This window comes from Streptomyces aureus (assembly GCF_001418135.1).
GTDB lineage: Bacteria > Actinomycetota > Actinomycetes > Streptomycetales > Streptomycetaceae > Streptomyces > Streptomyces aureus_A.
The window spans coordinates 1-13,187 of sequence record NZ_LIPQ01000010.1 but is presented as its reverse complement, the minus strand read 5'-3'; the positions used below and the strand labels follow the sequence as shown (position 1 = coordinate 13,187).

At 67.6% G+C, this 13,187-nt stretch carries 11 protein-coding genes; 2 read left to right on the top strand and 9 right to left on the bottom strand.

The genetic code is table 11. From position 1 onward, the window contains the following. Nucleotides 1-3: 3 nt before the first annotated feature. Both AOK00_RS01080 and rlmN read right to left on the bottom strand, forming a co-directional pair. Nucleotides 4-1,098, bottom strand: coding sequence for a thiamine ABC transporter substrate-binding protein (locus tag AOK00_RS01080; protein WP_055598457.1), 1,095 nt, complete (start codon nt 1,096-1,098; stop codon nt 4-6). A gap of 237 nt (nt 1,099-1,335) precedes the next feature. After that, nucleotides 1,336-2,442 carry a 23S rRNA (adenine(2503)-C(2))-methyltransferase RlmN gene (rlmN, locus tag AOK00_RS01075; protein WP_055598437.1) on the bottom strand — a complete coding sequence of 369 codons (1,107 nt, stop codon included), beginning with the start codon at nt 2,440-2,442 and terminating at the stop codon, nt 1,336-1,338. A 308-nt stretch (nt 2,443-2,750) separates the two neighbouring features. On the opposite strand from rlmN, the gene AOK00_RS01070 reads away from it, so the two are divergent. Further along, nucleotides 2,751-2,963 carry a hypothetical protein gene (locus AOK00_RS01070; RefSeq protein WP_055598436.1) on the top strand — a complete coding sequence of 71 codons (213 nt, stop codon included), beginning with the start codon at nt 2,751-2,753 and terminating at the stop codon, nt 2,961-2,963. A gap of 48 nt (nt 2,964-3,011) precedes the next feature. On the opposite strand, the gene AOK00_RS38885 is transcribed toward AOK00_RS01070, so the two are convergent. The 7 genes from AOK00_RS38885 to rpsB form a co-directional block, all read right to left on the bottom strand. After that, on the bottom strand, nt 3,012-4,364 hold the full coding sequence (locus AOK00_RS38885) for a hypothetical protein (protein ID WP_159041662.1): 1,353 nt from the start codon (nt 4,362-4,364) through the stop codon (nt 3,012-3,014). Between the two features lie 1,835 nt (nt 4,365-6,199). Next, nucleotides 6,200-7,816, bottom strand: coding sequence for an MFS transporter (locus AOK00_RS01065; protein WP_055598435.1), 1,617 nt, complete (start codon nt 7,814-7,816; stop codon nt 6,200-6,202). A gap of 119 nt (nt 7,817-7,935) precedes the next feature. Further along, nucleotides 7,936-9,039, bottom strand: coding sequence for a phosphatidate cytidylyltransferase (locus tag AOK00_RS01060; protein ID WP_079041774.1), 1,104 nt, complete (start codon nt 9,037-9,039; stop codon nt 7,936-7,938). Next, the gene (gene frr / locus AOK00_RS01055; protein WP_055598433.1) at nt 9,039-9,596 is read right to left on the bottom strand and encodes a ribosome recycling factor; all 558 of its coding nucleotides are present in this window, start codon (nt 9,594-9,596) and stop codon (nt 9,039-9,041) included. Before frr ends, AOK00_RS01060 begins: the two co-directional genes overlap by 1 nt. A gap of 94 nt (nt 9,597-9,690) precedes the next feature. Continuing rightward, on the bottom strand, nt 9,691-10,455 hold the full coding sequence (gene pyrH / locus AOK00_RS01050) for a UMP kinase (protein WP_055598456.1): 765 nt from the start codon (nt 10,453-10,455) through the stop codon (nt 9,691-9,693). Nucleotides 10,456-10,618: 163 nt separating this feature from the next. Next, entirely contained in the window at nt 10,619-11,455 is an 837-nt protein-coding gene (gene tsf / locus AOK00_RS01045; RefSeq protein ID WP_030206425.1) for a translation elongation factor Ts, read from the bottom strand. 102 nt (nt 11,456-11,557) lie between these two features. Further along, nucleotides 11,558-12,460, bottom strand: coding sequence for a 30S ribosomal protein S2 (gene rpsB / locus AOK00_RS01040; protein WP_055598432.1), 903 nt, complete (start codon nt 12,458-12,460; stop codon nt 11,558-11,560). 255 nt (nt 12,461-12,715) lie between these two features. On the opposite strand from rpsB, the gene AOK00_RS01035 reads away from it, so the two are divergent. Then, nucleotides 12,716-13,165 (top strand): murein hydrolase activator EnvC family protein, encoded by a 450-nt coding sequence (locus tag AOK00_RS01035; RefSeq protein ID WP_055598431.1) that lies wholly within the window; start codon nt 12,716-12,718, stop codon nt 13,163-13,165. Nucleotides 13,166-13,187 lie beyond the last annotated feature (22 nt).

The window sequence follows — 13,187 nt, the reverse complement described above, 5'->3', positions numbered from 1 at the left end:
GGACTACTTCAGAACGAGCGACGACCACTGCTGGATCCACGGGTCACGCTTCTCGGCGATCTTCTCCGGCGCCATCGTCTCCGGCTTGGCTACGACCACGCCGTGCTTGGTGAACAGCTCGGGCAGGGCCGCGTCCTTCGCCACCGGGTTGACGAACATCTGGAGCGGCATGTCCTCCTGGAACTTCTTGGAGATCAGGAAGTCGATCAGCGCCTTGCCGCCCTCGGGGTTCTTCGCGCCGTTCAGCAGGCCCGCGAACTCCGTCTGCCGGAAGCAGGTCCCGGTGGACACCCCGGTGGGTGCCACCTTCGGCTGCGGCTCGCCGTAGAGCACCTCGACCGGCGGGCTGGAGGCGTACGACACGACGAGCGGCCGGTCGCCCTTGGCCTGCTTGCCGCCGGCCGAGCCGGAGAACTCCTGGTTGTAGGCGAGCTCCCAGCTGTCGACGGTCTTCACGCCGTTGGCCTTGAGCTTCGTCCAGTAGTCCTGCCAGCCCTCGTCCCCGTACTTCGCGGCCGTGCCGAGGAGGAAGCCGAGACCCGGGGAGGACCGCTCGGGGTTCTCGACGACGAGCAGGTTCCTGTACGCCGGCTTCGCCAGGTCGTCGAAGGTCACCGGCGGAGCGAGCTTCTTGTCGGCGAAGTACTTCTTGTCGTAGTTGACGCAGATGTCACCGGAGTCGATCGGCGTGACCCGCTGCTCCTTGTCCAGCTGGTACTCGGCCGGGACACGGTCCAGGCCCTTCGCCGCGTACGGCACGAAGATGCCGTTGTCGAGGGCGCGGGACAGCAGGGTGTTGTCGACGCCGAAGAAGACGTCGCCCTGCGGGGAGCCCTTGGTCAGGATCTCCTTGTTGACGGCCTCGCCCGCGTCGCCGCTCTTCAGCACCTTGACGGTGAAGCCGGTCTGCTTCGTGAACTCGGCCAGCACCTCCTTGGAGGCGTTGAACGAGTCGTGACTCACGAGGGTCACGGTCTTCGGCGCGGGCGCGCCGGACTTGCCGGCGGCCTCGCGGACGTCCTCCGTGCCGCAGGCGGCGAGGGTGGTGACGCCCAGCGCCGCGACGAGCGCGGCGGCAGCGGCCTTCTTGATGCTCACCGGATTGGTGCTCACTGAGATTCCTCCTGGGTATGACCAGGAAGAGACGCGGCCCTGCCCACGACCGGCGAACCGGGCGCGGGCAGGGCGCAACAGCTTGAGTTAACGACCGAACTTCCTACCCAGAATGACCTGGGCAAGGTTCAGAGGGTCTGCGGTCCTACGGTGACCGCACTCTCAGCGCTGTGGCGCTCCCCTGTCGGAATATGGAGATGTGTTCGAGCTCAGACTACAAGGTCAGCGCTCGGCGGCGGCCAGCTGTCCACAGGCACCGTCGATCTCCTGGCCCCTGGTGTCCCGCACGGTCACCGGTACGCCGTGGCGGGCGATCGCCTCGACGAAGGCCTTCTCGTCCTCCGGACGCGACGCCGTCCACTTCGAACCCGGCGTCGGGTTCAGCGGGATCAGGTTGACGTGCACCCGACGCCCCTTGAGCAGCCGGCCCAGCAGGTCACCGCGCCACGCCTGGTCGTTGATGTCCCGGATGAGCGCGTACTCGATGGAGATCCGGCGGCCGGACTTCTCCGCGTACTCCCAGGCCGCGTCGAGGACCTCGCGCACCTTCCAGCGCGTGTTGACCGGCACCAGGGTGTCGCGGAGCTCGTCGTCCGGGGCGTGCAGCGAGACCGCGAGCCGGCACTTGAAGCCCTCGTCGGCGAACCGCAGCATCGCGGGCACGAGCCCGACGGTGGAGACGGTGATCCCGCGCTGGGACAGCCCGAGACCGTCCGGCTCGGGGTCGGTCAGCCGCCGGATGGCACCGACGACCCGCTTGTAGTTCGCGAGCGGCTCGCCCATGCCCATGAACACGATGTTGGAGAGCCGCGCCGGTCCCCCGGGCACCTCCCCGTCCCGCAGCGACCGCATGCCGTCCACGATCTGGTGCACGATCTCGGCGGTCGACAGGTTCCGGTCGAGCCCGGCCTGCCCCGTCGCGCAGAACGGGCAGTTCATCCCGCAGCCGGCCTGCGAGGAGATGCACATGGTCACCCGGTCCGGGTAGCGCATGAGCACCGACTCGACGAGCGTGCCGTCGTGCAGCCGCCACAGGGTCTTACGGGTGGTGTCGTCGTCGCACGAGATGTGCCGCACCACGGACATCAGATCGGGCAGCAGCTCCCCGGCCAGCTTCTCCCGCGAGGCGGCCGGAATGTCCGTCCACTCGGCGGGATCGTGCGCGTACCGCGCGAAGTAGTGGGTGGACAGCTGCTTGGCGCGGAACGGCTTCTCGCCGATCGCGGCGACGGCCTCCTTCCGCTCGGCGGGCGTGAGGTCGGCCAGGTGCCGCGGCGGCTTCTTGGCTCCGCGGGGGGCGACGAAAGTGAGTTCTCCGGGCTTGGGCATGGTTCCCCCAGTGTCGCAGACGGAACGCGGTAACCAGGGGCCCGAGCATCCGGTGGGGGTCGTCTTGGGTCGTCCGGGGCCGTCTGGGGCCGCCTTCAGACGGCCCAGAGACGGCCCGGGACGGAGCCCACCTGCGGGAAGGACGCAGGGCACGGACCTGGCCGACTATCTGCTGCGAAGGTGCCCGATCGAGCCGCTCGCGTGCGAGCGGGCACCCTCCTGATCATGCCGGGACCGCTCCCGGTCTCCCCGTCCTCCAGCCGAGCGCGGCCTCCGTGCCTGCGGCCAGCCCAGGGCATCCTGGAGGTATGGACAGTGCCCCGATAGTCGTCCATCAGCCCTCCCCCACCGGCGGAAGGCGCGTCACCGCGCGAGGCAACATTCTCGGCCTCGCCCACAGCGACGCAGACGTCGTCGAGTTCCTCCGCCGCGCAGGCCTCCCGGACGCCGAGGACCTCCTCGACGACCCGGCCTGGGTGAAGTGGAGGGGCGGCCGAGCTCACGGGTACGAGGCGGCCTGAGCAGCTGGCCCATGGGCCAAAATAGGCCAATTCCAGAGGGAGCTAAGATCACTCCTCTTGCGCATTGGAGTCAGCCGCGGAGTCGCTCAAGTTGACGCCATCCACTCGCCGGACTGGGCAATTCAATTTCGAACACTGCGAATCGCGATCCGGTTGCCGGAGGTTTGCCAGGGCGAAGCGAGCGGAGACAATAGCAGGGTCCTCCTGGTCCGGACTTCCATACAGGAACCGGGACATCGCGTCTACCGGTTCATGGCTATTCCTCACATCAATGAGCACGCCGAATGTGAATTCGCGCTCTAGGTCCTTCGCCTGAACCGCCTTGGACCAGGAAACCAAGGACTGGTAGGCCCTGTCACGCACTTCCGGTTGCTCTAGCGTCGCAGACCATCCGCATACAAGAAAGTCTCGGACCGCAGGTAGCTTTTGAGCAAGTTGAAGGAGTGTAGCCAGTACGCCGGTCGGCTTGTCTGCATCGGCGAGAGCAAGGAATGCCCGAGGACCGGCAGGGTGGTTTGGATACCGGTCTATCCATGTCTCCACGGTGTCGACGACCCGAGTCAACTCCGCAGACCCAATTGCCGCGTATTCCACTAGCGCATCTGCCGCAACTTCGGATGCCGCATCATCTATTGCCAGAACGTGTCGCAGCCGTACTAGAGCCGTACCTGGCCACCTGTGGCCATAAGGCCCCCTACAGACTTCGGCAACCACGCGGCGTTGCATGGAATTTCCCCGCTTAGCCCAGTCCAATAGCTTCTTGTGCGTTTCACGGGCAAGCTCGTCCCGGATGGCCGCCCGCGTGAAAAGCTGAGCCACGATGCTGATGCGCTTGGCGTCATCGTCCGCCGTAGCCGTCCATGTATCCAGCACTGGGAAGAACGGTGCATCGACAGCCCTACGAGACAGCTCGAGTAGACGCTCACCGATCTGTTTGGCCCAAGGTTCTGCCACGCCACCAGGTGACGTGATCCGCTCGATCCAATTCCTGGTTTCAACCCGCTCATCAGCCCAGTGGTGCCAGTCCATTTGGATTGCAGACATGGCGAGTCCCGGCCGACTATCAAAGGCAGCCCTATCGTCCGCGGTCACATCTACGCCAACATCCCGCATACGACGCCTAGGGCTACGACCCTCACGAAAGCGCCGCTTGCTGGCCTCGTCTCGCGGGCCGAATTCCCCAGCAGCTTTGATGCATAGTTCGAGGGGCGCCTTTTCCAAGTAGGCGGCAGCCAAGAGCATGACTCGGTCTTGCCCCCTCGTTCCGCCTTCAGTGAGCTTTTTCTCCAGAAAATCAGTCCAAAGTAGGACCTCATCCCTGATCCTCGCAAGCTCTTCGATTCCTTTCTCGCGGCTCTCCGATGGCTGACCATCCTGCCTCAGGGCGACGGCGTTGGTCACACGCTCTGACTTGATGCGATGAAGGCGCGAAGCAATGGCAATCGCGTTAGATGGACTGACACTGCGGGGCACCAAGTCGGCAAGGACACCCGTGACATCTGCGTAGCCACGCATCGCCCCTCGAGCAACCGTCCGCCCTTCTCCCTCCTCTAGCCAGCTGGCTTGTATCGGACTCGAGAGCTCCTCCGTTAGGAAATTGCGCGCGACCTGCCCTGCATCGGGCCGCACCGATTGAACGGTGAAGCGCTCATCTCCGGACCAGTCTCGGTAGCTCCCTGTGATGACAACACATGCCCCCCGCGCATGAAGCGTCTCTGCCCAACCAGTAAGAGCAAGTGCCGCGGCGGAGGTAAGCGGCCGTGACGAGGCATCAATCAGGTAGCCATGGCCTGGTGCGGGTTCCGGAAGAATCTCCGCGTCAGGGACCTCGTCGTCGTCCCAGTCGGCAGCGAGGTTGAAAAGTTGCGGCGGGCTTCCCACAGCAGATATGTGGCCTAGAAGGGCCCGAACAGCGGAGATTCGACGACCGGTGCCCTGCTCTCCCAAAATGACGGCAAGACCGTAGGTTGCAAGATGACCGACGGCCCGCTGAGGAGTGGGGGTGTACGCCCAGAGGGGCTCTGTGGCAGCAGCATGGTCTCCTCGCGGAATCGGGGAGACGGGCAGCTTCGGGCGCCGCAGAATCGTGATGTTGCCCGTTATCGATCCTGCTACTTGGACAACCGGTGCGCTGTTCTGCGAAGCCAGCTGACCCGATGCAGGAGTGTATGGAGACTCGTGATCCATGATCAGCTGCCCCCTGTGTTGAGGCCGCCGAAGTTGTCCCTCCCTACTTGGATCACCGGGCCGCTGTTTCCAGTCGCACTCTGGCTTACGACGCCAGCTGGTTGGTCGGAGTGCCGGCTAACAAGGGCTGCCAGATCTTCGGCCGCTTCGGGGTAGTCCTCCAGCAGCGTGAGGAAACGCCGCTGCCAGCGGTCTCGCAGTACGGCTGCGTCCGTAGCGTTGGCCTGTGCTTGGTCCTCGTCGAGTCGACTCAGCTGCCGCTCCGCCTCAGCTTCCCCGCCACGACGGAAAATGCGGACGGCCACAGCCCGCGCCGAGGACCAGCTGTCCCGGACCATCTCGGCAACAAGGGCCGCAGCAGCAGACCCAGCCACAGCAGCCAATTGCGCTTGGTCACTCACGTTTTCGCCCCTCCCGTTGGCCTCAACACGTAGGCACCTCGTGTCGCGGATGCAGGATGACAAGTCGAAACCATGAGCAACGCCGAAACTACAAACGGTGGCTGAAAATGGGTACACATGTCTCGCGCATCGGCGGAAAGCGGTTGTCGCTGCCACATCGCGAACAGACACGCCCCGACCCGCGGAAACCATCACTCGCACGGGCCAGCATCAGCAGCCGGGCACAGAGGGCCCCGGTTGGGTGAGGCCAGACCTCGGCTGCAAGTAGTAGGCTCACTCCGCCATGAGTCGGCTGACGAACCCCGCGCTGCGCAGCCGCCCGTAGGCCGCGGTCACGTCCTCCGGGACGCCCTGAGCGATCGTGAAACCCCGCTCCGGGTAGAGCAGCAACCGCTGGTGAGCCCCGACAGCATGTCCAGGACAAGGCGGGGATCACGATCGAGTCGATCTACTCCTCCAACCGCATATCCGTAGAGGCACTCACGACGTCGACTCCCAGAGACGGCCCCACGAGCTGAACAGGGCCCCTGATCTGGACCAAATGTGCAGGTCAGGTGCCCTGTGCGGCCCGTATCCCGGTGAGTTCTCCGGGCTTGGGCATGGTGGTACCAGTGTCGCAGACGCGCGCCCGTGGCCCGGTTCGCCGCTTCAGGGTGCGGGTGACCGGGGCTGGGTGCGTGGGATTCGCTGGGTGAAGAAGAGTGCCATGACGGACGCGCCGGCCAGGATCGCCAGGGCTGCCTTCAGGCCGTCCAGGCGGGCTGCCTCGTTCGCCTCCAGGGCGGCCGCGGCGACCTCCTCGCTGGTGCCCGCCTCGTCGAGGGCGGTCGTCAGCTGGGCGTCCGAGAGGAACGGGACGCCGCTCTGGAGCTCGACGACGGCCTGGTTCTTCACCTCGTCCGGGATCGCCTCGTTCCGCTCCACGGCGCCCAGGAACGACGACGTGAGCGCGGCGATCATCAGGGAGCCCGCGAGCGCCGTGCCCATCGAGGAGCCGAGGTTGGTGACGGCGTTCTGGATGCCTCCGACCTCCGCGCTCTGTCGGTCGGAGACCGCGGACACCGTGACCGATCCGAGCTGGGAGGCCAGGGCCCCCATCCCGAAGCCGATCAGCAGCAGCGGGACGGTGACGATCTCCGCTCCGGCGTCCGTGTCCAGCGCGGCCATCAGGGCGACCGCACCGGCGAGGAGCGCCGCCACCCCGATCCGTACCACCCGCCGCGGCGAGACGTCGGGGAGGAAGCGCGGGATGAGGACGGCGGCGGCCAGCAGCGTCAGGGAGAGCGGCAGGATCCGGGCGCCCGTCTGCAGCGCGGACAGACCGAGGGCCACGGACAGATAGAGCGGGACGACGAAGAAGACGCCCATCTGCACGAGGTACTGGAAGAAGAACATCGTCAGTCCGCCGGTCAGCTGCTTGTTCCGCAGCATGGCCGGGTCGACGAGCGGATCCCGGCCCCGCTCGACGAGGCGGGCCTCCCAGCGGAGGAACAGATACACCAGGAGCAGCCCCGCCAGCATCAGCCACACGGTCATCGACACCCCGAGCCATGCGGGAGCGTCGGTCTTCGGCTGGACCCAGCCCCATTCGTCCGAGCGCAGGACGCCGTAGACGAAGATCCCGAGCCCGGCGGCGGACAGGACGGCGCCGACGAGATCGATGCGAGGGTGTTCCTCGTCGCCGGCGTCGGCGATGCGGCGGGCGAACACCAGGATGACGAGCACGACCAGGACCTCGCCGGCGAAGACCCAGCGCCAGGAGAAGTAGGTCGTGGCGATACCGCCGATGAGCGGTCCGAGCCCGATGGCCACGGCGCCCGCCGCCGCCACGATGCCGTACGCCGCGGCCCGGCCCTCGGTGGGGAAGTTGCCGGCCACCAGCGCCACGATCGACGGCAGGATGAGCGCCGCCCCGATGCCTTCGAGGAACGACCAGCCGATCAGCAGAACGGGCAGGTTCGGAGCGAGCGCCGTGGTCAGCGAGCCGCAGCCGTAGATCACGCAGCCGATCATGAACGCGCGCCGACGGCCGATCAGCACCCCGACCTTGCCCCCGGGGATCATGAACATCGCCATCACCAGCGTGTACGCGGTGATGGCGCCCTGGATCCCGGTCACCGTGGTGCCCACGTCCTCGGCCACGGTCGCGATCGCCACGTTCATGACGGAGCTGTCGAGGGCCATCAGGAACTGGCCCGCCGCGAGGGTCAGCAGGACGAGCCGTGCCCCCGCGGGTGCGCCGTCGGCGCCTGCCTTGGATGCCATGTCCGCATTGTCCTCATGCGGCACGGTTCCGGCTCGGCGGCTGCACCCACATGCCGCCCCCATGCGTCAGGGCCCGTCACCCCGGAGGGTGACGGGCCCTGACGGCACACGCGTACGGATCAGGCCGAACCGACGAAGATCACGAACAGCAGCCACACGACCGGAGCCGTCGGCAGCAGCGAGTCCAGCCGGTCCATGATCCCGCCGTGCCCCGGCAGCAGGGTGCCCATGTCCTTGATGCCCAGGTCCCGCTTGATCATCGACTCGCCGAGGTCGCCGAGCGTCGCGCTCGTCGCCACCGCGAGACCCAGCAGCAGACCCTGCCACCAGACACCGTCGTCGATCATGAACTGCATGCACAGCGCGCCCGCCGCCATCGCGAAGGCCACCGCCCCGAACAGACCCTCACGGGTCTTTCCGGGACTGATCCTCGGCGCCAGCTTGCGCTTGCCGAAGCGCCAGCCGACCGCGTACGCACCCGTGTCGCTGACCACCGTCAGCACCAGGAACGTCAGCACCCGCTGCGGGCCGTCGTCGGCGGTGAGCATCAACGCCACGAACGTCGCCAGGAACGGCACGTAGAACGCCGCGAACACACCCGCCGTGACGTCCTTCAGATAGCCCTCGGGAGGTTCCGTCATCCGCCAGACGAGTACCGCGAGCGCCGTGAGCGCCATCGCCACCCAGGCGCCCTCGGGCCCCCGGACGTAACCGGCGACGACCATCGCCGCGCCGCCGACCGCGAGCGGCACCAACGGAGCCTTGATCCCCTTGCGCTCCTGGAGGCGGGAGGTCAGCTCCCACAGCCCGACCACCACGGCGACCGCTATCACCCCGACGAACGCCGGCGGCCAGATGTACAGCGAGGCGATGATGACGGCCCCGAGGCCCACCCCGACCCCTATGGCCGCGCCCAGATTGCGCCCCGCGCTCTTCTTCTGCCGTGGCGCCGACGGCGCGGGCGGCGGAGGCGGGGTGGGGCTGGGCATGGGCTCCTGCGGGTGCTCGTGCGGCGTCTCGTCACGGAACAGGGGACCGCTCTGGTGAGCGGCCCCCCGGCCGTGACCGTCCTGGAATCCGCCGGCGGGAACGTCGGGCACGATGGGCATGGGCCGAGTCTGCGCCGCCTGCTGCCGATCGTATGCGGGACCCGCCGGGACGGGCCCCTGGTCGGGTCCCCCACGGCCGGAACCGGCCGGGGCCCCCCAGGAAGAGTCGTTCATCAGACCTCGAGCAGCTCGGCTTCCTTGTGCTTGAGCAGCTCGTCCACCTGCGAGACGTACTTCGCGGTGGTGTCGTCGAGCTCCTTCTCGGCGCGGCGGCCCTCGTCCTCGCCGACCTCGCCGTCCTTGACGAGCTTGTCGATGGTCTCCTTGGCCTTGCGGCGGACCGAGCGGATCGAGATCTTCGAGTCCTCGGCCTTGCTCTTGGCGACCTTGATGTACTCCCGGCGGCGCTCCTCCGTCAGCTCGGGGAACACCACCCGGATGATGTTGCCGTCGTTGCTCGGGTTGACGCCGAGGTCCGAGTCCCGGATCGCCTGCTCGATGTTGCGCAGCGCGCTCTTGTCGAACGGGGTCACCACGGCCATCCGCGGCTCCGGGACGGAGAAGGACGCCAGCTGGTTGATGGGGGTGATGGCACCGTAGTAGTCCGCCACGATCTTGTTGAACATCGCCGGGTGCGCACGGCCGGTGCGGATCGCGGCGAAGTCCTCCTTGGCGACCACGACGGCCTTCTCCATCTTCTCCTCGGCCTCGAGGAGGGTCTCTTCGATCACCACATGCTCCTGCGTGTCGTCGCGTTGTGTCCTGCACGGTGTACGACCGGCAGGGCTCTGTCCATCCCCTTGCGGGGCGGTTCCCCGGTTCGGGTCAGGCCCGGGTGCCCTGGTCGCTCACGAGCGTGCCGATCTTCTCACCCTTCACCGCGCGAGCGATATTGCCCTCGGTGAGCAGTTCGAAGACGAGGATCGGGAGGTTGTTGTCCCGGCACAGGGTGATGGCGGTGGCGTCGGCGACCTTGAGGTCGCGGGAGAGCACCTCGCCGTACTCCAGTGCGTCGAACTTGACCGCGTCGGGGTTGGCCTTCGGGTCGGAGTCGTAGACGCCGTCCACGCCGTTCTTGCCCATGAGGAGCGCCTCGGCGTCGATCTCCAGGGCGCGCTGCGCGGCGGTGGTGTCCGTGGAGAAGTACGGCATGCCCATGCCCGCACCGAAGATGACCACACGGCCCTTCTCCAGGTGACGCACGGCGCGCAGCGGGATGTACGGCTCGGCGACCTGGCCCATGGTGATGGCGGTCTGGACGCGGGAGTCGATGCCCTCCTTCTCCAGGAAGTCCTGGAGGGCGAGGCAGTTCATCACGGTGCCGAGCATGCCCATGTAGTCGGAGCGGGCCCTGTCCATGCCGCGCTGCTGGAGCTCGGCGCCACGGAAGAAGTTGCCACCGCCGATCACCACCGCGATCTCCGCGCCGTCGCGGACGACGGCCGCGATCTCACGCGCGATGGCGTGCACGACATTGGGGTCGACGCCCAGGCCCGTACCGCCGGAGAAGGCTTCTCCGGACAGCTTCAGCATGTAGCGGCCGGCCTGCTTGCCGTTGTTGTCGTCGCCCTGTACGGCGTCCTGGTTCATGGAGATCTCCTCGTGCACATACGAAGGAGGCCATTGCCTTGGGTCCTCGCGGTTTCCCGTACGGCAATGGCCTCCTCGTCAGATCTGCGGTCGTCCTGCGCGTGCGCGGACGACTGCCTCAGACCCTACCGGGGTCCGGTGTCCGTCGCGTTCGCGTACGGACTCAGATGCCGACCTTGATGCGGGTGAAGCGCTTCAGGGTGACACCGGCCTCGTCCAGGATCTGCTGGACGGACTTCTTGTTGTCAAGGGCGTACGGCTGACCGAGCAGCGTCGCGTCCTTGAAGAAGCCGTTCACGCGACCCTCGACGATCTTCGGGAGCGCGGCCTCGGGCTTGCCCTCGGCACGGGTGGTCTCCTCGGCGACGCGACGCTCGGTCTCGACGACCTCGGCCGGAACGTCCTCACGGGTGAGGTACTTCGGCGCGAAGGCGGCGATGTGCTGGGCGACACCCTTGGCGACGGCGGCGTCGGCCTTGTCGAACTCGACGAGGACACCGATCTGCGGCGGGAGGTCCGGCATCGTGCGGTGCATGTACGCGAAGACGAAGCCGTCGGCGTACTGCGCGAAGCGGTCCAGGACGATCTTCTCGCCGAGGTTGGCGTTGGCCTCGTCGACGAACGCCTGCACGGTCTTGCCGGCCTCGATCTCGGAGGCGAGCAGCGCGTCCAGGTCGGCCGGGGAGGTGGCGGCGACGTGGGCGGCGAGCTTGTCGGCGACGGCCTGGAACTTGTCACCCTTGGCGACGAAGTCCGTCTCGCACTTCAGCTCGACGAGGACGCCGGAGGTGTTGTCGTCGGCGATGAGGGAGACCACGGCGCCGTTCTCGGCGGAGCGGCCCTCGCGCTTGGCGACACCCTTCTGGCCCTTGATGCGCAGGGCCTCGACGGCCTTGTCGACGTTGCCGTCGGCCTCGTCGAGGGCCTTCTTGCAGTCCATCATGCCGGCGCCGGTGAGCTCGCGGAGCTTCTTGACGTCAGCGGCGGTGTAGTTCGCCATGAGTCTGTTTCTCTCTCGAAGTCTGAAAGATCGGGCGGGTCCACGGGTGGACGGCGGGGGCTTCGTGGGCCCCCGCCGTCGTCACCCGAAGGTCCTGAAGGGTCAGGCCTGCTCGGCGTCCGCGGCCGGAGCCTCGGCGGCAACCTCGGCCGGGGCCTCGGCGGCCTCGGCGTCGGCGACCTTCTCGGTCTCGGCGGAGGTCTGGACCTCGGCGTCGTCGGCCTTCTTCTCGCCCTCGAGCAGGTCGCGCTCCCACTCGGCGAGGGGCTCGCCGGCGGCCTTCTCGCCCGGCTTCGAGTCGCCGGTCGCGGCGCCGGAGCGGGCGATGAGGCCCTCGGCGACGGCGTCGGCGATCACGCGGGTGAGCAGGGTGACGGAGCGGATCGCGTCGTCGTTGCCCGGGATCTTGTAGTCGACCTCGTCGGGGTCGCAGTTGGTGTCGAGGATCGCGACGACCGGGATGTGGAGCTTGCGCGCCTCACCGACGGCGATGTGCTCCTTCTTGGTGTCGACGATCCAGACGGCGCTCGGCACCTTCTGCATCTCGCGGATACCACCAAGGGTCTTCTCCAGCTTGGCCTTCTCGCGGGAGAGGACCAGGAGCTCCTTCTTGGTGAGGCCGGACGCGGCCACATCCTCGAAGTCGATCTGCTCAAGCTCCTTGAGGCGCTGCAGACGCTTGTAGACGGTGGAGAAGTTGGTGAGCATGCCACCGAGCCAACGCTGGTTGACGTACGGCATGCCGACACGCGTCGCCTGCTCGGCGATGGCCTCCTGGGCCTGCTTCTTCGTACCGACGAACATGATGGAGCCGCCGTGCGCGACAGTCTCCTTGACGAACTCGTAGGCGCGGTCGATGTACGACAGCGACTGGAGCAGGTCGATGATGTAGATGCCGTTGCGCTCGGTGAAGATGAAGCGCTTCATCTTCGGGTTCCAGCGACGGGTCTGGTGACCGAAGTGGACGCCGCTCTCCAGCAGCTCCCGCATCGTGACGACGGCCATGGCCGTATCTCCTTGAGTTTCTCGGTTATGTTCCTGACGCCCCGACGCGCCATGCCCGCGAGGGACCGAAAGGCGCTGCCACGGCCGGTGAGGGTAGTGGCGGGGCGTGCGAAGTCGACCCGGTGACCCGGGTCGCCATAGGAAGTGTACGGGACCCCGGGAGCAGCGGGTGACGGCGCTGTCCACAACCGGCGGGCAGTCCACAGAAACCGTCCGCGGCCCCTGCGAGCCGGCCGTGCGGGGGAGCGTTCTCCCATGCACCTCACGGCACTGATCCTGACCCTCGGCCTCCTGTGGCCGGTGGGCCCGCCGCTCCCGGAGATCCTCCGCGGCTGGCAGCCACCGCCGGGCCCCTACGCGGCCGGGCATCGCGGCGTCGACCTGGCCGCACCACCGGGCAGCCCGGTCCTGGCCCCCACCGCGGGCACGGTCACCTTCGCGGGCCCGGTCGGCGGGCGCGGAGTCCTCACCCTGACCCTGCCGCGGTCGGGCACTCCCCCGCTGCGGACCACCTTCACCCCGGTGACTCCGCTGGTGGCGCCCGGCACGCGGGTCGCGGCCGGCACCCCGATCGCCCGGGTCGCCCCCGGCACGCACTGTCCGGAGACCTGCCTCCACTGGGGCCTGCTCAGAGGCGCCCGGTACCTGAACCCGCTGCTCCTGACCCCGCGCCCCCCGTCCCGCCTGCTGCCGGTCGGAGGGTGACCGGGGCGGGCGGGGCCATCGG

Bases quoted from the DNA above. Each gene is read 5' to 3' on its own strand.
- rlmN (WP_055598437.1), bottom strand. From the start codon at position 2,442: ATGCCCAAGCCCGGAGAACTCACTTTCGTCGCCCCCCGCGGAGCCAAG.
- AOK00_RS01070 (WP_055598436.1), top strand. From the start codon at position 2,751: ATGGACAGTGCCCCGATAGTCGTCCATCAGCCCTCCCCCACCGGCGGA.
- AOK00_RS01065 (WP_055598435.1), bottom strand. From the start codon at position 7,816: ATGGCATCCAAGGCAGGCGCCGACGGCGCACCCGCGGGGGCACGGCTC.
- AOK00_RS01060 (WP_079041774.1), bottom strand. From the start codon at position 9,039: ATGAACGACTCTTCCTGGGGGGCCCCGGCCGGTTCCGGCCGTGGGGGA.
- pyrH (WP_055598456.1), bottom strand. From the start codon at position 10,455: ATGAACCAGGACGCCGTACAGGGCGACGACAACAACGGCAAGCAGGCC.
- tsf (WP_030206425.1), bottom strand. From the start codon at position 11,455: ATGGCGAACTACACCGCCGCTGACGTCAAGAAGCTCCGCGAGCTCACC.
- rpsB (WP_055598432.1), bottom strand. From the start codon at position 12,460: ATGGCCGTCGTCACGATGCGGGAGCTGCTGGAGAGCGGCGTCCACTTC.
- AOK00_RS01035 (WP_055598431.1), top strand. From the start codon at position 12,716: ATGCACCTCACGGCACTGATCCTGACCCTCGGCCTCCTGTGGCCGGTG.